Source organism: Nonomuraea jiangxiensis (assembly GCF_900099965.1).
Taxonomy (GTDB): Bacteria; Actinomycetota; Actinomycetes; order Streptosporangiales; family Streptosporangiaceae; genus Nonomuraea; species Nonomuraea jiangxiensis.
Genome location: NZ_FNDJ01000012.1, coordinates 201,727 through 227,042, shown reverse-complemented (window position 1 = coordinate 227,042; position 25,316 = coordinate 201,727). Strand labels below are relative to the sequence as shown.

Genomic DNA, 25,316 nt, shown 5'->3' with positions numbered 1-25,316 from the left:
CCACCTCGACCGATAAGGGCGTCGTCAGGGACCGTAAGCCCACCCCGATCACTGGCTTAACCAGCTCTTACGTAAGAGTTGACACCCTTGAGCTATCGGGACTCGAGGGAGATGACAGATGAACGCGAACGAGCCTCAGGAGCAGGGGACCGGCGGGTGGAGCCAGTTCGGCGCCACTCCGCCGGCCGCCGGGGGCTTTCCCCGGCGCGACACCATCGCCATGGAGCAGCCCCCGCCCCCGCCCGCGCCGCCCAGGCCGGCCCGCTTCACCGCCGGGCAGAAGGCCATAGCGGGGCTCGCCCTGGCGGCCATGGCGGTCGGCGGCGGTGTCGTCGGAGCCGTCGTCGCCACCTCGTTCCAGCCCACGCCGGTCGCCACCGCCAGCGCGCCGAGCCCGGTCTTCAGGTCGGCCTCCGACCAGCTCACCGTGGCCGAGGTCGCGGCGAAGGTGCAGCCGACCGTCGTGATGATCGAGGGCCAGACCGGTGAGGGCTCCGGCGTCGTGCTGTCGGAGGACGGCCTCATTCTCACCAACAACCACGTGGTGGAGGGCGCCGCTCAGGGTGGCGGGCAGATGACGGTCAAGTTCAGCGACGGCAAGACGGCCAGGGCCACGGTCGTCGGCACCGACCCGGCCACCGACCTGGCCGTCATCAAGGCCGAGGGCGTCTCCGGGCTGAGCAAGGCCACCCTCGGCGACAGCGACGCGCTCAAGGTGGGCGACCCCGTGCTGGCCATCGGGAGCCCGCTCGGCCTGGACGGATCGGTCACGGCAGGCATCGTCAGCGCGCTCGACCGTACGCTCACCACCGGGCCGGAGCAGCGCCAGCAGCTCCCGCCGGGCTGGGGCCAGGAGCAGCAGCAGAGCCCCGGGACCACGATCGGCGGCGCCATCCAGACCGACGCCTCGATCAACCCCGGCAACTCCGGCGGCGCCCTGGTGAACGCCGCGGGCGAGCTGGTCGGCATCAACACCGCCATCGCCTCGGAGGCGGCCGGCGGCGGGGTCGGCTTCGCGATCCCGGTCAACACCGCCAAGCAGGTGTCCGAGCAGCTCATCAGCAGCGGCAAGGTCAGCCACGCGTTCCTCGGGGTGAGCGTCACGGACGCGACCGGCGACGTGCCCGGCGCGCTGATCAGGCAGGTCACCGCGGGCAGCCCGGCGGAGAAGGCGGGGCTGCGGCAGGGGGACCTCATCACCAGGATCGGTGACACAGCGGTTGACGGGGGAGATACGGTTGTTGGGCAGGTCAGAGGTTTCAAACCGGGCCAACAGGTCAAGATCACATATATGAGGGATGGAACGTCGCACGAGATCGACGTGACCCTTCAAGAGGATAAGTAATCAGGACCCCCACATGGACGGGTGTGCCGTCGAGATCGCTGCGGACTCGGCGGCACACCCCCCCCATCACTTGAAGCGCCGGCCCTCGTCGCGCCGGTAGGCCCAGGAGGCGGCCACCGCCGCGACCACGGTCCATACGGCCAGTGCGATCACCGCGACCAGGTCGGGCGCGTGGTCGGTGGTCACCCACCAGAGCAGTTCGGCAGCGCCCCTGGCGGGCGTGAACGGCGAGACGACCTCGATGAACCCCGGCAGGATCTGGGGCGGAATCAGCAGCCCGCCCAGGATCGCCAGCGGGAAGAACAGCAGCTGTGAGACCGCGAGGGTGGCCCTGGCCGACAGCGTGAAGCCGACGAACAGGCCGATCAGCATGAACGGGATCCCGGTCACGATCAGCACGACCAGCCCGATCAGCAACTGGGCCGGCGTCGCTGTCGCCTCCGTGAACAGCGCGCCGACCAGCAGCGAGGGGATCACCGACAGCACCATGACGGCGAAGCCCGACAGGATCCGCCCGGCGAAACGGGGGAACGGCCCCGCGGGCAGCGTGCGTACGTAGGTGTTCCAGGGCTGCTCCCGGTCCTGGGAGACCACGATGCTCAGCGAGATCAGCGCGCTCGACATCGAGCCGAAGAACATCAGCGAGCCCGTCGCCTGGGTGGCGGCCTGCGGATCGTCGCCCGCGAACGGCACCACGAACGCCAGCATCGAGATGGCCGGGAACAACGCGCTGGCCAGGATGCCGATCGGCACCCTGAGCTGCTCGATGACGAAAAAGCGGGTGTGCGCGGCGACCAGGCTAGACATGCGCGCCCTCCTTCGAGGTGATGGCGAGGAAGGCCTCTTCCAGGGTGGTCGGCCTGACCTCGAGCCCGGAGAACGGCGTGCCGCTCCTCACCAGCTCGACGACCAGCCGGTCGGGATCGGTGGTCACCAGGTTGGTACGGCCGTCCACGAGCTCGGAGCCGAGCACGCCGGGCAGCTCGGGCAGGTTCTCGGCGACCAGCGAGACGCGCCGGACGCCCACCATGGCGCGTACGGCGTCCACGGTGTCGTCGGCCAGCACCCGGCCGTGGCCCACGACCACGACCCGCTTGGCCAGGGCCTCGATCTCCTCCAGATAGTGGCTGGTGAGCAGCACGGTGCCGCCCTCCTCGTGAAAGGCCCTGATGCCCTCCCACAACGTCCGCCTGGCCTCGACGTCGAGCCCGGTCGTGGGCTCGTCGAGGAACACCAGCCGCGGCCGGCCCGTGAAGGCCAGTGCCACGGCCACCCGCCGCTTCTGCCCGCCGGACAGGCCGCCCATCTGCCGCTTGATCAGGTCACTCAGGCCGAACCGCTCAAGCAGCTCCCCTTTCTCCACCCTTTTCGGGAAATGCGCCCCCACGAAGTCGACGATCTCCCCGACGCGTAACGTCTCGGGCAACCCCGTCTCCTGAGGCGTCACGCCGATGCCGAGCCGCCGGGCCGGATCCTGCGGCGAGCCGCCGAGCAGCTCCACCGTGCCGGAGGTGGGGCGGCGCAGCCCCACGAACAAGTTGATCAAAGTGGACTTGCCCGCCCCGTTGGGGCCGAGCAGGCCGACCATCTCACCCGCCCTGATATCGAGCGAGACGCCATCGAGCGCGAGCACGTCGCCGTAGCGGCGGGTGACGTCGCCGGCTCTGGCGAGCACCGTCATGGCTTACCTCCTGCGTTGTCCAGTAGTGCGCGAATGGTTTGCTTGTAGTCCTCGAAGGCCAGCCGGCCGCGCTTGGTCAGCGCCACGTACGTGACCGGCGTACGGCCCTTGTGGGTCTTGGTGATCCGGACGTATCCGGCGTCCTCCAGCTTGGTCAGGTGCACGGAGAGGTTGCCCGCCGTCATGCCGAGCAGCTCCTTCACCGACGCGAACGCCATCTCGTCCCCGTCGCGCAGCACGTTGAGCGTGGCCATCACCCGCAACCTGGCCTGCCCGTGGATCACCGGATCGAGCTCCGGCGGGGCCGCGTCCGGATTCATGGGGATCGCCTCAGCCACAGGCCGGCGCCGATGAACCCCCCGCCCAGCAGCACCGCCGCCAGCAGCGCGTGCCAGCCGGCGCCGAGCAGCACGCCCAGCGCGTTGACGGCCGTCACCCAGATGCCGAGCAGGAACATCGGCCGATTCAGCGCCATCGCGCCGTTCGCCATGTACAGGATCCCCACCACCGCCAGCAGCGAGCCCGCCCACAGGAGGCCGCTCTCCTCCTGGGGCAGCAGGGAGCTCACCCTGCCGCAGATGATGTACATCGCCGCAAAGCCAGCGAACCATGCGAAGCCATACATGATTCCGCGTGAACGGCTTTTGCCGCGAACGAGCCGGTTGGCTCGGGCGATCCCGACCCCCATGATCGTCATCGCCGGGACGTGGGCGGCCATCAGCACGGCCAGGGCCTGCATCTGGGAGATGGGGGCGTAGGAGTGGCCGCCGAGCCCGTAGTGCAGGAAGAACGCGGTGTAACCGACCAGCCAGGCGGCGCCCCAGGGCAGGTAGTACAGCCGTGGATCGGCGGTGAGGTAGCGCACGGTCGCGGTGCTCTGCTCCTCGATGACGCGCAGCAGCTCCTCGGGGCTCGCCGTACGCTCGTCGTCCTCCGTCATCGCAAACTCCTCGCGAACTCAAACTGGTTTGCATCTTAAACCAGATTGCCGTGCAAAGACCAGAGGCGATGTGCTCGCAGGGTCCCCGGGGATCAACGCCTGGTCAGGACCTCGGACTCCCACAGGTCGCGGTAGTAGCCCGGTACGGCCACCAGCTCGTCGTGGCGTCCCCGCTGGACGACGCGGCCCTCGTCGAGCACCACGATCTCGTCGACCGTCTCCAGCCCCTTGAGGCGGTGCGTCACGAGCAGCGTGGTGCGGTCGCGGGTCACGTCCAGCAGGTCGCTCATCAGCCGGTCGGCCGTGTCCTCGTCGAGCGCCTCGGCGGGCTCGTCGAGCAGCAGCACGGGCGGGTCGTACAGCAGCGCCCTGGCCAGGGCCAGCCGCTGCAACTGCCCGCCGGACACGGTCGTGCCGTCCTCGCCCAGCTCCGTGTCCCACCCGGTCCGCTGGACCCAGTCGTCGAGCCTGGCATCCCGTACGGCCTGCCGCAACGCCTCGTCATCGGCCTCGGGGCCGGCCAGGCGCAGGTTGTCGCGCAGGCTCGTACGGAAGATGTACGGATCCTGGGTGAGCCCCGTCATCAGCGCCCGCGCGTCGTCGCCCGCGAGCTCCCGCAGCTCCACTCCGTTGACCCGGATGCTGCCCGACTCCGGCTCCACCAGGCGCATCAGGGCGGCCAGCAACGTGCTCTTCCCGGCTCCGCTGGGGCCGACGATCGCCACCCGCTTGCCCGGCGTGAGCCGCAACGACACCCCGTCCAGAGCCGCCCGGCCCCCACCCGCCGCATCCCCGACGCCCACGTCCGGCACACCCGCCGCGTCGCCGCCCACACGGGCCACGGCGGTCGCATGCCCCGCGTCCTGCACACCCGCCGCAGCCGCCGCGTCCCGCGCGCTTGGCCGGGCGGCAGCCCCCTGCCCCCCGAGCCCTTCGGGCCGCACCGACGCCGCCGCCGGCGCGCCCTCCAGCGTGACGGACGCCTCCGGGTGGCGTACCACGAGGTCGTCGATCTCGATGGTCAGCGGGGTCGTGGGCCTCGGTGCGGGGCGGGCGGGCTCCGTGATCGCCGGAGCGGCACGGCGGACCTCGCGGATCCGCCCGATGGCGGCCATGATGCCCGCCAGGCGTTCGCCCGCCGCCGCCAACGGCAGCACGGGCTCGAAGGACACCAGCGCGGTCAGTGCGAGCACGGCCGTGCCGACCGTACTCACGCCGGCCCCCTGGGCGAGCAGGACCACTGCCGCCACCGTCAGCCCCTGCACCAGCGTGCCCCCGGCCAGGGCGGCGGCGTGCACGCGGGCCTGGCGGCGTTCGAGGGCGGCCAGTGCCTCGTCGGCCGCCTGCGCCTTGGCCAGGGCCGCGTCGTCGGCTCCGTAGGCGGCCAGGTCGGCGGAGCCGTGCACCAGGTCGGCCACCCGGCCCGCCAGCACGGCCCGCGCCGGCGCGATCCGGGCCGACCAGCGGCGGGCCGCGGCGGCCGTACCGGCGGGCAGCAGCACCCCGGCCAGCACCAGCCCGGCCACCAGCACGAGTGCCGCCACGGGCAGGAGCGTCAGGCCGATGACGACGGCGGCCAGCCCGGCCAGGGCCGCAGCGACGGCCGGGAGGAGGCAGCGGACGAGCAGGTCCTGTACGGCCTCGGTGTCGTCCACCATGCGGCTGAGCAGGTCGGCGCCGCCGTGCCGGGGCCGCTGGGGCGGGATCAGGGCCTGGTAGAGGCGTTCCCTGGTGCCCGCCTGGGCGCGCAGTGCCACGTCGTGGCCGGTGAGGCGTTCGGCGTACCGGAAGACGCCCTTGCTCGTGGCGAACGCCCTGGTGGCCACGATCGCCACGCTCAGCGCGGCCAGCGGCGGCTGCTCGGCGGCCCGGGTGATCAGCCACGCCGCCGCGGCGATCAACCCCAGCCCGGCCAGATCGGCCGCCGCGCCCGCCAGCACGGCCCAGACCAGCCGCATCCCCATCCGCCGGTTCACCGCTGCCCCCGCTCGCCCCGCACCACCGCGACCTGTCCCTGCCGCCGTGCACCACCCACCGGCTCCCCGGCCACACCCGACCCCGCCGTTTCCCGACCAGCCTGCTCAGAGCCGTCCCGGCCAGGGCTGCCCTGCTCAGAGCCGTCCCGGCCAGCGCTGCCCTGCTCGGAACCGCCCCGGCCAGGGCTGCCCTGCTCAGAACCATCCCGGTCGGGGGCGTCCTGCTCACCTACGCCGAGCCCTGCGTCTCCCCGGTCGAGCTCCTCCCGCTCGCCTATGTCCCCCCGCCCCGGGGCGTCCTGTTCGACGGCGGAGGCGGTAGGGCGGCGGGTGGTGTCGCTGACGATGTGGCCGTCGTGGAGGCGGACGACGCGGTCGGCGAGGTCGATCATGGCGGGCCGGTGCGCGACGATGACGGCCGTGCGGTCGCGGGCCAGCGCCGCCGTGCCCGCCACCACGGCCGCCTCGCTGCGCCCGTCCAGCCGGGCCGTCGGCTCGTCCAGCAGCAGCACCGAGGCGTCGGAACGGCAGAAGGCCCGCGCCAGGGCGATCCGCTGCCGTTGCCCGGCGGACAGGTTGGCGCCCCGCTCGCCCACCACCGTGTCGTACCCCTCGGGCAGCCCGTCCACGAAGACGGCGTGCGCGGCGGCGGCGGCCCGGCGTACCTCCTCCAGGGAGGCGTCCGGCGCGCCGAGCCGGATGTTGTCGGCCACGGACGTGGCGAACAGGTGCGGCCGCTGGGCCACGAACGCCAGCCGGGCACGCCAGCTCCCCAGGTCCAGCTCGCGCAGGTCCACGCCGTCGATCAGCACCCGCCCCTCGGACGGGCGGATGAAGCCGAGGATCAGGTGCAGCAGCGTGCTCTTGCCGCCGCCGCTCTCGCCCACCAGCGCCACCCGCTCCCGCGGCCGGATGACGAGCGAGACGTTCTCCAGCGCCGCGCCCTCCCGGCCGGGATAGCGGACGGTCACGCCCTCCAGCCGGATCTCCGGCGCCCCCGCGTCCGTCGAGGGGACATCAGCCCGCGGGCGTACCGGGTCGGGGCCGGAGCCCTCCAGTACGGCGAAGGCCGCGTCGGCGGCGGCCACCCCCTCCATGGAGGCGTGGAAGCGGGTCCCCATCGCCCGCAGCGGCAGATAGGCCTCCGGCGCCAGCAACAGCACCAGCAGCGCCGTCGTCAGATCCAGCGACCCCCCGAGCAGCCGCAACCCGACCGGCACCGCCACCAGCGCCAGCGACAACGACGCGCACAGCTCCAGGACCAGCGACGACAGGAACGCCACCCGCAGGGTCCGCATGGTGGCGTTCCGGTGCGCGTCGGCGACCTGCTGGATGACCGACGCCTGGTAGCGGGCCCGCCCGAAGGCGCGCAGGGTGGGCAGCCCGCGCACCACGTCCAGGAAGTGCCCGCCGAGCCGCGACAACGCCAGGTACTGGCGCTCCGTGACGGCCTTCGTGGTCATGCCCACCAGCGCCCCGAACACCGGGATCAGCGGCAGCGTGACCAGTACGATCACCGCGCTGGCCAGGTCGGCGGCGAACAGCCGGACCAGCACCGCCACCGGCACCACCGCGGCCACCGCGATCGCCGGCAGGTAGCCGGTCAGGTAGTTGTCGAGCCCGTCCAGGCCCCGCCCGGCCAGCGTGACCAGCTCACCGGAGCGGTGCGCGGCCAGCCGCGCGGGCCCGAGGTCGCGCAGCCGGCCCAGCAGCCGGTGCCGCAGCGCCGACTTCACCCCGGTCGCGGTGCGTCCGGCGAAGACGCCCTGGCCCCATGCCAGCGCCGCCCGCAGGCCGACGACCGCGGCGAGCCCCGCCAGGGCGGCGGAGGTGAACCGGCCGGACAGCACTCCGGCCAGCAATTCGGCCTGCACCAGCACGAGCAGCCCCGCCGCCACCGCCGCGACCATGGTCACGGCCAGATGGCGGCGCACCGACCGCTCGGCCCGCATGAGCCGTAGAAGATCCTTGTGCACGAGCCCTCAGAAGAACGACGGAAGACGGACGGCGTCCTTTCCGGGACGGAAGGTGCGCCATACCCATACTTGCGCGCCCACCATGACCGGTGCGAAGGGCAGCGCCATGAGACTGAGCACATTCAGCGTGCTCGCGGGCGCGCTGTGCGCCAGCAGGTACGGCATCGCGCCCGCCAGCAGCGCCACCACGGGCAGCGCCGCCGCCATCCCCGACACCAGCAGCGCCCGCCCCGACCGGGTCCCGCCGAACACCCCGGGCGTCCGCCAGGCCAGGAACATCCACCCGTGCAGGGCGAACAACCCGCTCACGACCACGCCCAGCAACACCCCGAGCGGATGCACGGCCGGCGACTCGAACCCGGTGGCGGCGGCGAACAGGGCCATGCCCCAGCAAAACGACAGCCCGAGCGACCCGAAGGCGATCATCGCGTCCCAGAACCCCCGCCACCGCCGCCCGTCGAGCCTGCGCCGGAACCACAGCCCGGCGTCCCGCAGCACCCAGCTCAGCAGCATGGCCACCACCAGCGGGTAGAGCCCGAACAGCACCTCGCCCTCCAGCAGCGGGTACACCCCGAACAGCGTCCCGGCCACGGCCACCAGCCAGACCTCGTTGGCCAGCACATACGGCGCCATGGCGGCCACCATCCGGTCCCGGTTCTCCCGCGTCCTGCCGAGCACGGGCAGCAGCAGCCCCACCCCCAGATCGAACCCCTCAAGGGCGAAATATCCGGCGAGCAGCGCCGCGAAGACGACGAACCACAAGATTTCCATGTCCCATACCCCTCAGTAGCTCAGCGCGGGCGAACGCGGCTCGTCGGCGTCGGCGGCGGCCCCGAGCGCGAGGCGCTGCGGCCCCCGCCGGATCGCCCGCGCGATGAGGACGTAGTCGACGATCGCCAGCAGCCCCAGCACGGCCACGAACCCCACGAGCGAGGTCGTGATCATGCCCGAGGTCAGCCCCGGCGACATGGCGTCGGCCACGCTGAGCCGCTCCCAGATCATCCACGGCTGCCGCCCGACCTCCCTGGCGATCCAGCCCAGGATCGCCAGCGCGAACGGCAGTGGCGTCATCACCATGAGGATCGGATGCGCCCAGCGCCGCCGGTGCAGGGAGCGGACCAGCGGCCACATGCCGAGCAGCACGACGAGCGCCAGGTACTGCCCGGACTCGATCATTAACCCGAGCGCGGTGGCCGCCAGCCCGCTGTTCCCGAACTTGCCCTCGGCGACCCCCGCGAACTGCGCGTAGCCGAAGCTTATGGTGACGAGAATCCCGATCCCCGCCGTGACGACCCCCGTCCGCAGCGACGCGGTGAAGAACTCCAGGTCCTGCGTACGGCGCCACAGCTGGTACGCGCTCGCCCCCACCAGCACCATGCCCCCGGTGAACAGCCCGGCCCCGATCACGTGCGGATAGGAGAAGACCAGCGACTTGTTGGTGAGCAGTGCGAAGAAGTCGACCAGCTCCATCCGCCCGTTCCTGAAGACGGAGCCGACCGGGTTCTGCAGGTAGGAGTTGGCCACCATGATGAAGAACGCGCTCGCGTACGCCGTCAGCGTCACGACCCAGATGCAGGCCACGTGCGCCCACTTCGGCAGCCGCCGCCAGCCGAAGATCCACAGCCCCAGGAACGTGGACTCCAGGAAGAAGGCCACGAGCGTCTCCATGGCCAGCGGCGCGCCGAACACGTCGCCCGCGTAATGCGACAGCCCGCTCCATGACAGCCCGAACTGGAACTCCATCACCAGGCCGGTGACGATGCCCAGGGCGTAGTTGATGACGTAGATCTGCCCCCAGAACCGGGTCATCTGCTCGTGGAGGGGCTTGCCCGACCTCGCCCACCGGGTGTGCATGATCGCCACCAGCGGCGCCAGCCCCAGCGTGAGCACCACGAACAGGAAGTGCAGGCTCCCCGTCACCGCGAACTGTGTTCGTGCCAGGTCAAGTACATCCATTGCGACTCCGTTGTTGTGTCTGCCTACATATAGAGAGCCTACATGTAGACTGGCTACATGGCGAACGAATGTCTAGGATCTGGGACATGAATCCAGACGCGCTGCGCGGACACATGGACGCGTTGCTGCTCTCGGTGCTCGAAGCGCGGCCGCTGCACGGCTATGCCATCATCGAGGCACTGCAGGAGCGCAGCGGCGGAGCACTCAACGTGCCCACGGGCACCGTCTATCCGGCTCTGCGCAGGCTGGAACGCGTCGGCTTCCTGGCCAGCGAGTGGGCGACGGTGAGCGGGCGCAAACGCCGCACCTACCGGCTGACGGACTCGGGCAGGAAGCAGCTCGAAGGGGAGCGGTCGGCGTGGAACGAGTTCACCAGCGTGATCGGCAGCGTTCTGCGCGCCGACGTCACCGCACTCGGGTGAGCCATGTCACCGGCCGGCCGGCGATGAGCGGGATGCCGGCCGGTCGTGTGGCGGTCAGCCCTGTGGCAGCGGCACCCGGGTGACGCGCAGGCAGCGGGTGGCGCCGTAGATCTGCATGCCCCAGATGGCCGCGCTCACCAGGTTGGCCAGCACGGCGGGCAGCGGCGTCAGGGTGTTGGGGGAGTCCATGCCGTAGGTGAGGACCAGCCCCACCACGACGTTGATCGGCAGCATGGCCAACACCAGCACGCCCAGCGACCGGGTGACCAGCCGCGGCCGATGGATCCACCGGCCGCCCCGGCTGAGTGCGAACAGCGCGATCCCGCCATAGAGGCCGACCCCGAGATGCATGATGTCGAGCGACCGGGCGACGATCGAATACCAGTCGGGCCGGTGCGTCCAGACGTCCTCGGTGGCGGGGTAGAGGATCCACAACGCCGACCACATGACCGTCATGACCGGCACGCCGACGAACAGCAGCACGCCCAGCCGGCGGCCCGAGGCGGCGGTCAGCTCGGCCTGGTATTCCGGGGCGATCTCGGCGACCTTCCCGAACTCCGCGACCGCCAGCCGTTCCGCCTCGGCGCGGTCCAGCCCGTCGGCCTCCAGCGCGTCGGCGGTGTCGGTCAGGCTGTCGCGTGCCTCGACGACCATGTCGCGCTTGGGCCCGTGCGGACCGGACAAGGAGCGGTGCAGGTCCGCGACGTAGTCGTCGATGAGCATGGTCCAAGTTTACGAAGGCGGGTCTCAGGGTCCTATCGGGGAACTCCCCGATATTTCCCCGCGCTTCGGATGGCCGTCAGGGGTGCATGGCGGGGTTCGGGGGTTCGGCCTGCCGGTCGGCGTGCGAGGCCGAGCCCCAGAACACCGCGGCCGCGGTGAGCGCCGCCAGCAGCGCGACCCAGGCCGCCGCCCGGCCCATGCGCATGCCGTACCCACACAGAAGCCACGACACCGACAGCCACCAGCGATGGCCGGCCTGGCGGCGCATCTCCATGGCGGCGAAGGCGAAGTCGGCCGAGGTGGCGTGGTCGCTGGGGCGCAGCCCCGCGTAGAGGGCGGCCAGCCGGTCGGGGGTGGTGCTGGTCGGGTCGCCGGGGGAGGACCAGCCGCGCATGGTGTGCTCGTCGGCCAGCGCGCGGCGGCGGGAGAACCAGCGCAACATCGGCCAGCGCAGGCTCACCCGCACGCCGCGCGGCGTGAGCGCGAACGTGCAGTCCTTGACCTGAACCCCCGCGGGATGGGCCAGCCCGGCGAACCTGCACGCCGACAGGTCGAGCCCGGACAGGCCCAGGTTGGCCGCCTCCACCTGGCGCAACGAGGTCACCATGGACCTGCCCCGGCCGGTCACGGTGGCCGGGCCGCGCAGCACCGCGCCCTCCAGGTCGGCCTGCGAGTCGGTCAGCCGCACGGTCGTGGTCCCCGCCACCTCGACCCGGCGCAGGTCCAGGCCGCACCGCGCGACCGACACGTCCAGCAGCCCGTCGGCGCGGGCCCGGGCGACGGACAACCGGCCGGTGGCCGACAGGTAGGCGTCCGCGGCGAAGTGCGCGGCCTCGAACCCGGCCTGCCCGGTGACCTTGCGAAAGGACAGCGTACGGCCGAAGCGCGCGCCCCGGAAGGCGGCCCCGTCACCCAGGTGGGCGCCGTCGAAGGAGGCGTAACCGTCGAACCTGGCCCGCTCGCACGACAGCCCGTGACCGACGACCACCTGGCCGAACAGCGCGTCGCGGCACATCACGGCCCGGTCGAGGGAGACGTGCCCGCGTACGGTGACGCCGTGGAAGGACAGCTCCCTGCTGAACCTGGCGCCGGCCAGCGACACGTTGCCCTCGAAGCGGGCGCCGAAGAACGAGGCCAGCCGCTCGAACCTGGCGCCGTCGAGTGACACGTCGCCCGCGAACGTCACGCCCGCGAGCCGGACGTCGCCGGTGAACCTGACCCGGTCCAGCCGGGCCCTGCCGGGCCGGCCGCCGGTGGCGTCGAGCACCTGTGACAGCAACTCGCTGTTGACGATGGTGCCGCGCAGGTCGAGCAGACGGCCCGGGGCCAGCTCACCGAGGGCCCCCTGGAGTTGCTCGGGTGACAGATGCGCCATGCAGAGGCCGGACGGCTGGCCGGCGATTCCGGTGCAGGCAGCCGAATACGCGCAGGTAACCCAGTCCATGCACCTGGTCATACCCGCGACGGCCGATGTCAAGGTTCGATGATTTTATGTGATAGCCACTTTAGGGAAAAATATGCGGTCTAAATCTGCACTAAATGCGCCGGACATGTGTAATTTATCCGGAAAGGCCCTGACCGCTCCGATGACGATGGGTCTGCCCGCCATCCCGGCGACCCGCCGGGGTGCGCCCGCCACCCACGGTAGTGGCGACGCCACCCCGTAGAACGGCCTGCCGCCCGCGATCGCGCCTCGCCGGCGGGGTTGCTGGAATGCAGCGGGCAGGGTAGTGGTTCTTACCCAGTGCAAACCTTCAGCGACGTGACGAGGAGCCACTTGTGGCGACCATCGAAGTAACCGAGACGAACTTCAACGACATCGCCGACAAGGGGATCGTGCTGCTCGACTTCTGGGCCGACTGGTGCCCGCCGTGCAAGAAGTTCGGGCCGATCTTCGAGCAGGCGTCGGACACCCACGGCGACATCACCTTCGGCAAGATAGACACGGACGCCGAGCAGGGGCTCGCGCAGGGCTTCCAGATCACCTCGATCCCCACGCTCATGGCGATCCGCGACGGCATCGTGGTCTTCTCCCAGGCGGGTGCCATCCCGGCGCCGGCGCTGGAGGACCTGATCCGCCAGGTGCGGGCGCTCGACATGGACGAGATCAGGGCGGATCTCGCCAAGGAGCTCAAGGGCGCCGAGCAAAACTGACGCGCCGCGTCCCCGCCTTCCGCCGGGACGCTCGTGACGACGTGGCTCCGAAGCGGCGGGCCCCATGATCACCTGGTGATCATGGGGCCGCTTCTCAGGGCCTGTGGCCGACCCCCACATAGCCGAAGTCGATGCCGTTGCCGGGCGCGTCCGGGTCGTCAGGACGCCAGCCGTTCGGGAACGTCAGCCCCGGTTCGGCCAGCTCGTAACCGTCGAAGAAGCGCAGGATCTCCTCCCTGGAGCGGAGGTTGAGCGCGGCCGTGGCCTTGCGGTAGATCTCCAGGGCCTGCGGGGTGGTGTTCGGCGTCGTGTCCACCGCGTGGCTGATCACCAGCAGGCTGCCGGGCACGCTCGTCTCCCGCAGCTTGGTCACCAGGTCGTAGGCGTTCTCGTCCGGGATGAAGTGCAGGACCGCCAGCATCAGGAACGCCACCGGCTGCCCGAAGTCCACCAGCCCGCCGAGCTTGTCCAGCAGCGGGTCCGGCTCGCGCAGGTCGCCCTGGAGGAAGTCGACGTCGTCCTTCCTGGCCAGCAGCGCCCTGCCGTGCACGCACACCACCGAGTCGTAGTCCACGTAGACCACGCGCGCCTCGGGCGCGATCTCGTGCGTGTTGCCCTGGGTGGGCAGGCCGGCGCCCAGGTCCACGATCTGCCTGACGCCCGAGTCGATCACGTGCCGGACGGCCCGGCGCAGGAACGCCCGGTTGGCGCGGGCGGCCGGCTTGGTACGCGGGAACGTCTGGAGGATCTTGTCCGCCGCCGCGCGGTCGGCCGCGAAGTTGTCCTTGCCATCGAGGTAGTAGTCGTACATCCGCGCGACGTTGGGGACGGTGGGGTCCACTCCCTCAGGGGCATTGTCCACGGCTTTTCTCCAGATATGTCCGCCCTGATACCGAGGGCGATCATAGCGGCGGTCCCGCCCGTTCCACCGAACTTCGTTCTCCCCGGCGGTCCCGATGAGACGCAGATCACATGACTCGTGCCACCGGCCCGTGGCGGCCGGTGGCACGGAAGGGAAGGCGCAGGGTCAGCCGCGGTAGAGCTCGGCCACCTGGAAGGCGAGGTCGAGGGACTGGCTGCGGTTGAGGCGCGGGTCGCAGGCCGTCTCGTAGCGCGTGGCCAGGTCGCCCTCGACGATCTCGTGCCCGCCGCCCACGCACTCCGTCACGTCGTCGCCGGTGAACTCGATGTGGATGCCCCCGGGATGCGTGCCGAGCGCGCGATGCACCTCGAAGAAGCCCGCCACCTCGTCGAGCACGTCGTCGACCCGCCGCGTCTTGTGCCCGCTGGGCGCCTCGAACGTGTTGCCGTGCATCGGGTCGCAGATCCAGGCCACCTTCGCGCCCGAGGCCGTGACCTCCTTGACCAGCGCCGGCAGCAGCTCGCGGATCTTGGTGGAGCCCATCCGGGTGATGAACGTCAGCCGCCCCGCCTCGTTGCGCGGGTTGAGCCGCTCGACCAGCGCCAGGGCCTCGTCGGGTGTGGTCGAGGGGCCGAGCTTGACGCCGATCGGGTTGCGGATGCGGGAGAAGAACTCCACGTGCGCCCCGTCGAGCTGCCGGGTGCGCTCGCCGATCCAGACCATGTGCGCCGACACGTCGTAGGGCAGCCCCGTACGCGAGTCGATGCGCGTGAGCGCGCGGTCGTAGTCGAGGATGAGCGCCTCGTGCGAGGAGTAGAACTCGACCGTGTGGAACTCCTCGGGATCGGCCCCGCAGGCCCGCATGAACGCCAGCGCCTGGTCGATCTCCCTGGCCAGCCGCTCGTAACGGCGCCCGGCGGGCGACTCGGCCACGAAGTCCTGGTTCCAGGCGTGCACCTGGCGCAGGTCGGCGTAGCCGCCCTTGGTGAAGGCGCGGGCCAGGTTGAGGGTCACGGCCGAGGAGTGGTAGGCCTTGAGCAGCCGCCACGGGTCGGGCACCCGCGACTCGGCGGTGAAGTCGAACCCGTTGACCATGTCGCCGCGATAGGCGGGCAGCTCGATGCCGTCGCGGATCTCCGTGCCCTTGGAGCGCGGCTTGGCGAACTGCCCCGCCACCCGGCCGATCTTGACGACCGGCACCTTGGCCGCATAGGTCAGGACGATCGCCATCTGCAGCAACGTCTTGAGCTTGTTGCGGACGTTGTCGGCGGTGGCGCCCGAGAAGGTCTCGGCGCAGTCGCCGCCCTGCAGGACGAACGCCTCACCCCGGGCGACGGCCGCCAGCTGCTCCTTGAGCTGGTCACACTCGCCCGCGAAGACCAGCGGGGGCAGGCCGCCGAGCTCGGCGACGACCTTCTCCAACTCGCCACGGTCGGGCCAGTCGGGCTGCTGCGCGGCGGAAAGCGCTCGCCAGGAATCCAGATCCACGAGATTGCTGCTCACGAGATACGAGGGTATTCCACTGACCCCGTTCTGCCGACCAACCGACCTCATTGTCCCACCATTTGACATGCCCTCCGGCGCGTCGCGGCGGGCGGGCGGGTCAGCTGCCCGCCGCGGGAACCTCGACGTGCTCCGGGCGTACGCCGAGCCCGAGGAAGCGGGCCGTCAGCCGGTTGATCCCGGGGATCCTCGTCAGGTCGCGTGGCATCCGGGACGGGTTGAACCGCCGGCTCAGCGCGGGGCTGATCACCCGGTTCTGGACCAGCCGCTGCGCCTCCTGCGTGACGAGCGTCGGGAACAGCCGCCGGCGCTGCAGCAGGTGCAGGGTGGACTCCGGGATCGGCCCGCCCGACCGGAGCGAGCCCGCCAGCAGGTTGGCGGTGGCGACCGCGTCCTGCACGGCCAGGTTGATCCCCACCCCGAACACCGGCGACATGGCGTGCGCGGCGTCCCCGATGCACAGGAACCCGGGCCGGTGCCAGCGGCGCAGCCGGTTGAGCGCCACCGTGAGCACGCTGACGTCGTCGAAGTCGCTGATCTGCCCGACCCGGTCGGCCAGCCACGGCAGCAGCTCGGCCACCGGCTCGCGGAGGGCGTCGATCCCGCCGCGGACGAGCTCGCCGAAGCCGCCCTTGGGGATCAGGTACGCCAGCTGCCAGTAGGTCTCCCGGTTGATCGCGACCATCATGTGCCCGGCGGAGACGCGCAGGAAGGCGTCCGTGCGGTCATCGTCGTGCCGGGGCAGCCGGAACCACACCACGTCCATCGGCGCGCGGAGGTCCTTCGGCACGAGCCCGGCCCGGCTCCGCAGGGTCGAGTGCCGGCCGTCGGCGGCGACCGTCAGGTCCGCCCTGATCTCGTGCTCGCCGGACGCGTCCCGGTAGCGCAGGCCGCGTACGGCCCCGTTCTCCCTGATCAGGTCGTAGGCCTCGGCGTTCATCTTCAGGTGGAAGGCCGGGTAGGCCGCGGCGGCCGAGGTGACCAGCTTGAGGAAGTCCCACTGCGGGACGAACGCGATGTAGTCGTACCGGCCGGGCAGCCCGCGCAGGCTCGTCAGCCGGATCTCGCCGGCGTCCGACACCATGGTCATCCCGTACGCCCTGCGGTGCGGGATCTTCGCGAACTCCTCTGCCAAGCCCAGCTCGTCGAGCACCTGCAGCGTGGACGGATGGATGGTGTCTCCCCGGAAGTCGCGCAGGAAGTCACCGTGCTTCTCCAGCAGCGTCACCTCGACGCCCGCTCTGGCCAGCAGCAACGCGAGCACAGCGCCCGCCGGGCCGCCGCCCGCTATGACACAGCTCATAATTCATCACCTAGTGAGATTCTCTCACACCATCGGAAATGAGCAAGCCTCGTGGCCATCCGACATGCCCGAACCACCGAAGTACATGCGTGAGCCGCCTCTCGCACAGGGAGTGGAAGGATGAACGACGAGCTCCACACCCTCTCTGGCGCCTACGCCGTGCACGCGCTGCCGTACGCCGAGTGGGTGCTTTTCGAGGAGCACCTGCTCGCCTGCCCGCGCTGCGGGGTCGAGGTGCGCCGGCTGCGGGAGACGGCCGCGAGGCTGGCCGAGGCGGTGGCCGAGCCGCCGCCCACCGGGCTGCGGCGGCGGCTCCTCTCCGCCGCCCACGAGCGGCGCCGTCCCGACGCGCCGCGACAGGAGCGAGGACAGGACCACGACGACAGCCCGACGATCTGGCACCCCCGGCGCGAACGGATACCGGAGGCCGTGGCGCCGGAGATCCGCGTGACGTCCGACGCCGGACAGGTCGTGCTGCCGCTGCGGTCCCGGCGGACCAGGGTGGCGGCGGCCCTGGCGGCGGTCTCGGCGGCGGCCGCGGTCGTGCTGGGCGTGCTGGCCTTCGACGCCCGCCGCGAGCTGGGCGAGGTGAACGCCAGGAACGGTGAGCTGCTCGCCGTGCTGGCCGCGCCGGACGCCGAGACCGTGCGGCAGCCGGTCACCAGCGGCGGCACCGGCACGGTGGTGATCTCCCGCTCGCGTGGCCGCATGGTGTTCGCCTCGTCCGACCTGCCCGAGCCGCCGCGCGGCCGGGCGTACGAGCTGTGGCTGATGGGCCCCGGCGGCCCGCGCCCGGCCGGCCTGCTCCGGCACGAGCAGGGCGGGATGACCACGCCCGTGCTCCTCACGCCCGTGCCCGGCGACGGCCACGTGGCGCTCACGGTCGAGCCCGCGGGCGGCTCCAAGAAGCCCACGACGCCACCCATCCTGCTGACCGAACTGCCCAGCGCCTGACGGCCGCCGGAAGATCGGCGCGGACCATGGACGCAAGGCCGGCTTTGGCCCGATAGTTCAGGGCATGCGTAGATTAGCGGCCCTGGTACTGGCCGCCGCCCTGCTGTCCGTCCCCCCGGTGCTGACCGTCCCGGCGCATGCCACCGCCCCCGAACCCGGCTCGGCCACCGTCGTGCCCGTGCAGGTCACGGGGGCTCCCGCCCAACGGTTCAACCTGATCGTCATGGGTGACGGCTACACCGCCGCGGAGCAGGCCCGGTTCCAGGCCGACGTGGACCGGCACCTCAACGTGATGTGGTCCATCGAGCCGTTCAAGACCTACCGGAACTACATCAACGTCTACCGGATCGACATCGTCTCCGGCGAGTCGGGCATCAGCTGCGACCCCGGCCTCGACGCGCCGCGGCGGAACACGCCGCTCGGCATGGGCTTCTGGGGCCGGTGCGACCCCGGCAGCGTCCAGCGCCTGATCACCATGGACAACGCCGCCGCCAACCGGTTCGCGAACCTGGTCACCGGCACCACCACCGGCAACCGGCAGATCCTCGCCCTGGGCAACAGCGCCACGTACGGCGGCGCCGGCGGCGCGTACGCCACCGCTTCCGGCAGCAACAGCATGTCCGCCCTGATCAGCCCGCACGAGCTGGGCCACTCCCTGGGCGGTTTGCAGGACGAGTACGACTACTACCAGCGCGGCGTCCCCGGCGGCGCCTACACCGGCGGCGAGCCGTCCAGCGCCCACCACACCCTGCTCACCGAGCAGCAGATGAGCGACCAGCGGCGCAAGTGGTGGCGCTGGCTGGGCGAGCCCAGCGAGTCCGGCGGCCCGATCGCCCGCTACGAGGGCGGTCTCTACTACACGACCGGCGTCTGGCGGCCGAGCCGGCACTCGATGATGAAGACCCTCGGCTACTACTACGACCAGGTCGGCCGCGAGGTCATGGTCCAGCGCATCACCGCCAAGACCATGGTCATCCAGGACTCCGCCCCCACGGCCGCCCCCGTCGGCGCCGACCGGGTGCTCTGGGTCGAGCCGATGCGCCCGGTCGGCCACTCCCTCACGACCACTTGGACCGTGGACGGCACGGACCTGCCCGGCGACCGCGACACCCTCGACCTGCGCACCCTCGGCCTCACCCCCGGCACGCACACGGTCAGGGCCACGGTCACCGACCCCACCGAGTTCGTCCGGGACCCGGCGATCAGGTCGGCCATCACCAGGACGCGCACCTGGACGGTGGACACCGCGCTGACCACCCCGCCGGACGGCGTCGAGCCCGCCTTCGTCTCCTCCACGCCCACCGACCGCCCGCTCGGCCGCGACGACGTCGTCTACGTCGAGACCACCCACCCGGCCACCACCGTCCCCGAGGTCACCTGGACGCTGGACGGCGAGCGGGCCACGGGCACCGACTTCGACCTGGGCGGCCACGACCTGGCGCCCGGCACGCACACCCTCACCGCCACCCTGGGCGGCCAGACGCGCACCTGGACGGTCGACGCCACCCCGCCCACCACCGGATACGAGCTGTCCCGGCCGCTCGCCCGGTCCGGCGACACCTACGTCTACAACGGCCCGTTCTCCATGCGGCTCACCGGAGACGACGATCACGACGGCTACGTGGTCTCGGAGTCGCGGGTGGACGGCGACGGCTGGTTCAACTACTTCGGCTGGCCGACCTCGTCCGAGCTGCCGTGGACGTTCTCGGAGGAGGGCACGGTCATCGACTCCCTGGTCTACGGCAAGCTGCCGCGCGGCCGGCACGAGGTCGAGTACCGCTCGATCGACGCCGCGGGCAACTACGGCGCGCCCGGCCGCTTCACCGTCACCACGATCGCCCCGCCGCCCGCCTGCACCCGCACGCTCACCGGCGCGCAGCGCGGCCCCATCACCGTCGCCGGCGGCGTCACCTGCCTGGACGGCGCCCAGGTCACCGGCAACGTCACCGTCCGGCCGGGGGCCGCGCTGGTGGTCACCGGCGGCAGCCTCACCGGCACGCTGACCGCGTCCGGGGCCGCCGCCGTGCACCTGCTGAACACCCGCGTCAGCGGCGCGGTCAGCGTCGACGGCGCGCGGGCGCTCACCGTCGTCGGCGCCGACCTGCGCGGCGCGGCGCGGCTGACCGGCAACACCGCGCCGATCCTCTCGGGCACCACGGTCAAGGGCGCGCTCGCCTGCGCCGGCAACACGCCCGCGCCGGTGGACCTCGGCGTGCCGAACACGATCACCGGCGCCGGCCAGTGCGCAGACCTAGCCCCCGGAGCCCGGGGACGCGCGTATGAGGCGGTCCAGCACGTCTCCGAGTGAGCGGATGGCCTGATCGCGGACCCTGGCGTACTCGTCCTCCGGGTATTGCCGGGGTCCGTTCTCGACCAGCAGGATCAGGTAGAGGTAGGCGCGGTAGAGGTCGAGCCGCACCAGCGCCGACGGGGTGAGCTCCAGCGGCGTCACCTCGCGGTAGCCGGCCAGCAGCGGGTCGTCCTCGCGCAGCTCGCCGAAGATCGTCGGCGTGACGAACTCGGCGATCGGGTCGCCCCAGAAGGCCCGCTCGTGGTCGATGATGGCCTGGATCCGCGGCGTCCCGCTCAGGTCGAGGAAGACGTTGCCCGCCCACACGTCGAAGTGCACCAGCCGCGGCGTCGTCACCTCGTCGAGCACCGGCGCCGCCGACTCGAACACCGCCATGATCTCCCCGGCCGGGCGGGGCAGCGGTGTGGGGTAGCGCTCGATGTCGCCGACCAGCGCGCACACCATGGCCAGGAACGCCTCCCGCCAGGTGGCGCCGACGATCCCGGCGTGCGGGTAGCCGAACACCTCGCCGGTCACCGTGTTGAACCTGGCCAGATGGCGGCCCAGCTCCCGGCGCAGGGCGTCCTCGCCCGCGGGCTTGACGTCGTTCCACGACACGCCGTCCAGCGCGCCCAGCAGTAAGTAGTCGCCGCCCAGCACCGGATCGTCGAAGCCGGCCCGCAGCAGCTCCGCCACCGGCACCCCCGCCCGCAGCGCCAGCTCGTAGGCGGTGGCCTCCATGCGCAGCAGGTTGCGCTCGTAGCTGAGCTGATCGAGGTCGGGGGGCGGCGACAGCTTGAGCACCACCTCGCGCCCGTCGTCCAGCCGCAGCCGCCAGACGGCGTTGGCGAAGCCGTCGGTCAGCTCGGTGGCGGCCGTCACGCCCGCGCCCAGCGCGCGCCGGGTCAGCGCGTCGAGCTCGGCGCCGGTCAGCCGGCGCTTCGTCCTACTGTCCACGGCAACCCCTTTCGGCGGAGCGCTCTCAGGCGACCCACCCTTCCAGGCGATGGTGACGGTCCGGCTCGTGGTCCCCGGTCACGCGGACTCCCGGCGCACCAGGTGCGTGTCGAGGATCACGACGGGCTGGCGCAGCTCCTCGCCGTTGATCCGGGCCACCAGGAGCTGGGCCATCTGCCGGCCCATCGCCTCGGTCGGCTGGTGGACGGTGGTCAGCGGCGGGTCGGCGTGCAGCGCGGCCTTGGAGTCGTCGAACCCGATCACCGCCACGTCGCCCGGGATCGCCCGCCCCTGGGCCTTGAGCACGCGCATCGCGCCCAGCGCCATCGGGTCGGAGGCGGCGAAGACCGCGTCGAGATCGGGATGGGCCGCCAGCAGCTCGGCCATCGCGGTCGCGCCGCTCTGCTCCGAGAAGTCGCCGTAGGCCACCAGCTCTGGCAGCCGCGAGGGCAGCAGCGCGTCGCGGTAGCCGGCCAGCCGGTCCACGCCCACGCCCATGTCCTGGGAGCCCGCGATCGTCGCGATGGCGGCGCGGCCGAGGCCCAGCAGGTATTTGACCGCCTGGCGGGCCCCTGCCCTGTTGTCCATGTCCACGTAGCTGTAGGGATCCAGGCCCACGGGCCGGCCGCCGAGCACGGTCGGCACGCCCAGCGCCTCCAGCCTGCCCGGCAGCGGGTCGGCGCCGTGCAGGGACAGCAGCAGCACGCCGTCGACGTGCTGCGAGGTCAGGTAGTGCTGGAGGCGCCCGTGCTCCTCCGGGGTGCGGGCCATCGCCAGGATGAGCTGCAGCCCGGTCTCCGACAGTGCCGAGCCGATGCCGCGGATCGTGCCCGCGAAATACGGCTCGTCGAAGACGCGGAACTGCGACTCGGACACCACCAGCGCCACCGTGTCCGTGCGGCGCGTCACCAGCGCGCGCGCCGCACGGTTGGGCACGTAGCCCAGCTCGCGAATGGCCAGCTCCACGGCCTCGCGGGCCCTGGCACTGACATTCGGCGAGCCGTTGATGACTCTCGACACCGTGCCCCGGCCAACGCCGGCCCGGGCAGCGACTGCCTCAAGAGTCGGTCGGTTCATGGCGCCTATTCTGCCGGATGATCTCCGCGTACCAGAGCGCCGAGTCCTTGAGCAGCCGCTTCTGTGTCTCGAAGTCCACATGGACCAGACCGAACCGCTTGCCGTAGCCCCAGGCCCACTCGAAGTTGTCCATCAGCGACCAGGCGAAGTAGCCCTCCAGCGGCACGCCCGCCTCGATGGCCTGCTTGCAGGCGCCGAGGTGAGCTTCCACGAACGCCTGCCGCTCCCGGTCGTGCACCCGGCCGTCGTTCAGGTGGTCGTCGAAGGCGGCGCCGTTCTCGGAGAGCACCATCGGGATCGGCGGGTAGTCCCGCGCGACCCTGGTGAGCACCTCGACCAGCCCGTCCGCGTCGATCTCCCAGCCCATCGCGGTGACCGGGTGGCCGCCGCTGACGAACGACACGTGCTCGCTGCCCACCCACGGCGAAGCCGTGTCCGTGGGGGCCGCCGCCGCCGACGCCTTGCCGCCTGGTGCTCCCGAGACCGTGAAGCGGCTGTAGTAGTTGACGAGCAGCACGTCGATCGGCGCCTTGATGATCTTCATGTCGCCCGGCTCGATGAAGTCGGTCTCGAACGGCAGGTCGTTGAGCACGTCCTCCGGATATCGCCCGCTCAGCAGGGCGTCCAGGAAGAACCGGTTCTGCAGCCCGTCGATGCGCCTGGCCGCGTCGAGGTCCTCGGGACTGTCGGTGGCGGGGGTGACCGCGTACAGGTTGACGCACCCGCCGACGCGGCGGGCGTCCATCGCCTGCACGGACAGCCCGTGGGCCAGGTTGAGGTGATGCGCGCCCCTGATCGCGTTCTGCGGCTCGCGGCGGCCGGGGGCGTGCTCGCCCGAGGCGTAGCCGAGGAACGCGGCGCACCATGGCTCGTTGACGGTACTGAAGGTGTGGACGTGGTCTTTCAGCGCCTCGTGCACGGCCGCCGCGTAGTCGGCGAAGCGGTAGGCCGTGTCGCGGTTGGGCCAGCCGCCCCTGTCCTCCAGCTCCTGGGGGAGATCCCAGTGATACAGGGTCAGCCAGGGGTCGATGCCGTGCTGGCGCAGCTCGTCGGTGAGCCGCTTGTAGAAGTCCAGTCCCTTGGCGTTGATCCGGCCGGAGCCCGAGGGCTGCACCCGGGGCCAGGAGACCGAGAAGCGGTAGGCCGACAGGCCCAGCTCCGCCATGATGCCGACGTCTTCCTTGTACCGGTGGTAGTGGTCGATGGCCATGTCCGCGTGGTGTCCGTTGAGGACCCGGCCCGGCGTCCTGGCGAACGTGTCCCAGATGGACACGCCGCGCCCGTCCTCGTGGACGGCTCCTTCGATCTGGTACGCCGAGGTCGCCGCACCCCACGCGAAGCCCGCGGGGAAGCGCAGCCCGGAACGCGTCTGTTCCTCTTGTGTCGTCACGCCTTGACCGCACCTTCCATGAGTCCGCCGACGATCTGGCGGCCGAATGCGACGAATACTGCGATGAGCGGAATGATGGACAACGCGGTGCCCGCGAAGATCAACGTGTAGTTCGTCGAGAACCTGGCGTTGAGCTGGGTGATCGCGATCTGCACGGTCGGGTTGTCCGGGGTGAGCACGATCAGCGGCCACATGAAGTCGTTCCACATGAGCATGAACGTGTTGATGCCGAGCACGGCCATACCGGGCCGCACCGCGGGGAGCACGACGTTCCACCAGATGCGCAGCGTGGCGGCGCCGTCCACCCGGGCGGCCTCGACCAGCTCCATGGGCACGGCCTGCCGGGTGTACTGCGTCATCAGGAACACGCCGAACCCGTTGAGCAGGTACGGCAGGATGACCGCCTTGAGGGTGCCCGTCCACTCCAGGCTCACCATGAGCCGGTAGAGCGGGACCACGCCCATCTGCTGCAGCGGCACCGCCATGGTGAGCAGCACGGCGAGCAGCAGCATGTTCCGGCCCTTGAAGTTCAGGTTGGCGAACGAGAAGCCGGCCAGGGTCGAGATGAGCACCACGGAGACCGTGACGATGCTCGCGATGAGGAACGAGTTCGTCAGGCCCAGCAGGAAGTGCGCGTCCTCGTTGTTGAGCACCGCGACGATGTTCTCGCCCAGGTTGCCACCCGGCAGGAACGGCGGCGGCACCGCCACCGCGTCGGCGTTGGTGCGCGAGGCGATCACCAGCATCCAGTACAGAGGGAAGGCCGACACCACGATGGCCAGGCCCAGCATGACCCTGGTGATGACGGTCGGAGACCAGTTGGTCATTTCGTGCCCCCGATCCTGCGCACGAACAGGAAGTTGATGAGCGCTCCTAGGAGGATGAGCAGGAACAGCAGCCAGGCGGCCGCGGCGGCGTAGCCGTAGTCGAACTCGCGGAAGCCCTCCTTGACGATGAACATCGCCACCGTCTGGAACTGCCCCTGTGACCCGCCGTCGACGTTGCCGTTGTAGAACGTGGTCGGCTCGGAGAACAGCGTCAGGCCGCCGATCGTGGAGTTGAGCACCACGAAGATCATGGTCGGGCGCAGCATCGGCAGCGTGATCTGCCAGAACTGCCGGCGGCGCGAGGCGCCGTCGATCGCCGCGGCCTCGTACAGGTCGCGCGGGATCGTCTGCATGCCGGCCAGGAAGATGATCGCGTTGTAGCCGGTCCAGCGCCAGTCGACCATGGTGGCGATGGCGATCCAGGACGGCACGCGCTCGGCCCGCCAGTTGGTCGGATCCACGCCGAACCAGCCGAGGATCCAGTTGACCAGGCCCCAGTCGCGGGCGTACAGCTGGGTGAACACCACCGCGACCGCGACCACCGAGGTGACCAGCGGCAGCAGCACGCTCATCCGGATCGCCAGGCGGAATCTGAAGCGCTTGTTCAGCGCGTTGGCCAGGAACAGCGCCAGCAGCATCTGCGGGACGGTCGCGATGACGAACATGCCCACCGTGTTCACCACGGCGTTCCAGAAGTCGTCGTCGGCCAGCAGCGCGGTGTAGTTGCCCAGCCCGGCCCACTCGGTGGTGCCGGCCAGGTCGTAGTCGTAGAGCGAGTAGTACAGGGTGAAGGCCAACGGGAAGAGCCCGAAGGCGGCGAACAGCAGGAAATACGGGGACACCAGGGCGTACGGCATCGCCTTGACGTCCAGTCTGGAACGCCAGCGGCGGCCGGGCGGGCGCGGGCGGCGGTGGTTGCTCCGCATCGCCCGCGGAAGGGTGTCGAGGCTCATAGCAGACCTTTCGGCGGCGGCAAGCCC

The 25,316-nt window shown here is 71.1% G+C and carries 23 protein-coding genes; 5 read left to right on the top strand and 18 right to left on the bottom strand.

The window, feature by feature from the left end:
• Positions 1 to 118 precede the first annotated feature (118 nt).
• Entirely contained in the window at positions 119 to 1,345 is a 1,227-nt protein-coding gene (locus tag BLS95_RS26450) for a S1C family serine protease (RefSeq protein WP_090936671.1), read from the top strand.
• A 66-nt stretch (positions 1,346 to 1,411) separates the two neighbouring features.
• Here the strand turns inward: BLS95_RS26450 and BLS95_RS26445 are convergent, their stop codons facing one another.
• The 8 genes from BLS95_RS26445 to BLS95_RS26410 form a co-directional block, all read right to left on the bottom strand.
• Positions 1,412 to 2,152: an ABC transporter permease gene (locus BLS95_RS26445; RefSeq protein WP_090936668.1), complete on the bottom strand. Its 741-nt coding sequence runs from the start codon at positions 2,150 to 2,152 to the stop codon at positions 1,412 to 1,414.
• Positions 2,145 to 3,026 (bottom strand): ABC transporter ATP-binding protein, encoded by an 882-nt coding sequence (locus BLS95_RS26440; RefSeq protein WP_090936665.1) that lies wholly within the window; start codon positions 3,024 to 3,026, stop codon positions 2,145 to 2,147. The genes BLS95_RS26445 and BLS95_RS26440 overlap by 8 nt, the downstream gene beginning before the upstream one ends.
• Positions 3,023 to 3,346, bottom strand: coding sequence for a winged helix-turn-helix domain-containing protein (locus BLS95_RS26435; RefSeq protein ID WP_090936662.1), 324 nt, complete (start codon positions 3,344 to 3,346; stop codon positions 3,023 to 3,025). The genes BLS95_RS26440 and BLS95_RS26435 overlap by 4 nt, the downstream gene beginning before the upstream one ends.
• Positions 3,343 to 3,966 carry a hypothetical protein gene (locus tag BLS95_RS26430; protein WP_090936659.1) on the bottom strand — a complete coding sequence of 208 codons (624 nt, stop codon included), beginning with the start codon at positions 3,964 to 3,966 and terminating at the stop codon, positions 3,343 to 3,345. Before BLS95_RS26430 ends, BLS95_RS26435 begins: the two co-directional genes overlap by 4 nt.
• Before the next feature lie 92 nt (positions 3,967 to 4,058).
• Complete coding sequence (locus BLS95_RS26425) at positions 4,059 to 5,930, bottom strand: amino acid ABC transporter ATP-binding/permease protein (protein ID WP_090936656.1); 1,872 nt, start codon at positions 5,928 to 5,930, stop codon at positions 4,059 to 4,061.
• A gap of 8 nt (positions 5,931 to 5,938) precedes the next feature.
• The gene (gene cydD / locus BLS95_RS26420; RefSeq protein ID WP_245765287.1) at positions 5,939 to 7,918 is read right to left on the bottom strand and encodes a thiol reductant ABC exporter subunit CydD; all 1,980 of its coding nucleotides are present in this window, start codon (positions 7,916 to 7,918) and stop codon (positions 5,939 to 5,941) included.
• Between the two features lie 6 nt (positions 7,919 to 7,924).
• Positions 7,925 to 8,689: a cytochrome d ubiquinol oxidase subunit II gene (locus BLS95_RS26415; RefSeq protein WP_090936653.1), complete on the bottom strand. Its 765-nt coding sequence runs from the start codon at positions 8,687 to 8,689 to the stop codon at positions 7,925 to 7,927.
• A 12-nt stretch (positions 8,690 to 8,701) separates the two neighbouring features.
• On the bottom strand, positions 8,702 to 9,874 hold the full coding sequence (locus BLS95_RS26410; RefSeq protein WP_090936650.1) for a cytochrome ubiquinol oxidase subunit I: 1,173 nt from the start codon (positions 9,872 to 9,874) through the stop codon (positions 8,702 to 8,704).
• 86 nt (positions 9,875 to 9,960) lie between these two features.
• On the opposite strand from BLS95_RS26410, the gene BLS95_RS26405 reads away from it, so the two are divergent.
• Positions 9,961 to 10,296, top strand: coding sequence for a PadR family transcriptional regulator (locus tag BLS95_RS26405; protein WP_090936648.1), 336 nt, complete (start codon positions 9,961 to 9,963; stop codon positions 10,294 to 10,296).
• A gap of 54 nt (positions 10,297 to 10,350) precedes the next feature.
• On the opposite strand, the gene BLS95_RS26400 is transcribed toward BLS95_RS26405, so the two are convergent.
• Both BLS95_RS26400 and BLS95_RS26395 read right to left on the bottom strand, forming a co-directional pair.
• The gene (locus tag BLS95_RS26400; protein ID WP_090936627.1) at positions 10,351 to 11,019 is read right to left on the bottom strand and encodes a permease prefix domain 1-containing protein; all 669 of its coding nucleotides are present in this window, start codon (positions 11,017 to 11,019) and stop codon (positions 10,351 to 10,353) included.
• Positions 11,020 to 11,095: 76 nt separating this feature from the next.
• Positions 11,096 to 12,463, bottom strand: a complete 1,368-nt coding sequence (locus tag BLS95_RS26395) for a pentapeptide repeat-containing protein (RefSeq protein ID WP_176993390.1) — start codon at positions 12,461 to 12,463, stop codon at positions 11,096 to 11,098.
• 335 nt (positions 12,464 to 12,798) lie between these two features.
• Here BLS95_RS26395 and BLS95_RS26390 point away from each other — a divergent pair, with 335 nt between their 5' ends.
• Positions 12,799 to 13,173, top strand: a complete 375-nt coding sequence (locus tag BLS95_RS26390; protein ID WP_090936621.1) for a thioredoxin family protein — start codon at positions 12,799 to 12,801, stop codon at positions 13,171 to 13,173.
• Positions 13,174 to 13,267: 94 nt separating this feature from the next.
• Here the strand turns inward: BLS95_RS26390 and BLS95_RS26385 are convergent, their stop codons facing one another.
• The 3 genes from BLS95_RS26385 to BLS95_RS26375 form a co-directional block, all read right to left on the bottom strand.
• Positions 13,268 to 14,035, bottom strand: a complete 768-nt coding sequence (locus BLS95_RS26385; protein ID WP_090936616.1) for an SAM-dependent methyltransferase — start codon at positions 14,033 to 14,035, stop codon at positions 13,268 to 13,270.
• 165 nt (positions 14,036 to 14,200) lie between these two features.
• On the bottom strand, positions 14,201 to 15,538 hold the full coding sequence (locus BLS95_RS26380; protein ID WP_090936614.1) for a class II 3-deoxy-7-phosphoheptulonate synthase: 1,338 nt from the start codon (positions 15,536 to 15,538) through the stop codon (positions 14,201 to 14,203).
• Between the two features lie 100 nt (positions 15,539 to 15,638).
• Complete coding sequence (locus BLS95_RS26375; RefSeq protein ID WP_090936612.1) at positions 15,639 to 16,841, bottom strand: FAD-dependent oxidoreductase; 1,203 nt, start codon at positions 16,839 to 16,841, stop codon at positions 15,639 to 15,641.
• 120 nt (positions 16,842 to 16,961) lie between these two features.
• Between BLS95_RS26375 and BLS95_RS26370 the strand changes: the two genes are divergently transcribed.
• Positions 16,962 to 17,795 (top strand): anti-sigma factor, encoded by an 834-nt coding sequence (locus tag BLS95_RS26370; protein WP_090936610.1) that lies wholly within the window; start codon positions 16,962 to 16,964, stop codon positions 17,793 to 17,795.
• A gap of 64 nt (positions 17,796 to 17,859) precedes the next feature.
• Positions 17,860 to 20,103 carry a M64 family metallopeptidase gene (locus BLS95_RS26365; RefSeq protein ID WP_090936608.1) on the top strand — a complete coding sequence of 748 codons (2,244 nt, stop codon included), beginning with the start codon at positions 17,860 to 17,862 and terminating at the stop codon, positions 20,101 to 20,103.
• Here the strand turns inward: BLS95_RS26365 and BLS95_RS26360 are convergent.
• The 5 genes from BLS95_RS26360 to BLS95_RS26340 form a co-directional block, all read right to left on the bottom strand.
• Complete coding sequence (locus BLS95_RS26360; RefSeq protein ID WP_090936607.1) at positions 20,047 to 21,042, bottom strand: phosphotransferase family protein; 996 nt, start codon at positions 21,040 to 21,042, stop codon at positions 20,047 to 20,049. The two genes, BLS95_RS26365 and BLS95_RS26360, sit on opposite strands and share 57 nt — an antisense overlap.
• Before the next feature lie 78 nt (positions 21,043 to 21,120).
• Entirely contained in the window at positions 21,121 to 22,119 is a 999-nt protein-coding gene (locus tag BLS95_RS26355) for a LacI family DNA-binding transcriptional regulator (protein ID WP_090936605.1), read from the bottom strand.
• Positions 22,100 to 23,509 carry a GH1 family beta-glucosidase gene (locus tag BLS95_RS26350; RefSeq protein WP_090936603.1) on the bottom strand — a complete coding sequence of 470 codons (1,410 nt, stop codon included), beginning with the start codon at positions 23,507 to 23,509 and terminating at the stop codon, positions 22,100 to 22,102. The genes BLS95_RS26355 and BLS95_RS26350 overlap by 20 nt, the downstream gene beginning before the upstream one ends.
• Entirely contained in the window at positions 23,506 to 24,336 is an 831-nt protein-coding gene (locus tag BLS95_RS26345) for a carbohydrate ABC transporter permease (RefSeq protein WP_090936601.1), read from the bottom strand. Before BLS95_RS26345 ends, BLS95_RS26350 begins: the two co-directional genes overlap by 4 nt.
• A complete protein-coding gene (locus BLS95_RS26340; protein WP_090936570.1) occupies positions 24,333 to 25,289 on the bottom strand; it encodes a carbohydrate ABC transporter permease in 957 nt (318 codons plus the stop codon). The genes BLS95_RS26345 and BLS95_RS26340 overlap by 4 nt, the downstream gene beginning before the upstream one ends.
• Between the last annotated feature and the right edge of the window lie 27 nt (positions 25,290 to 25,316).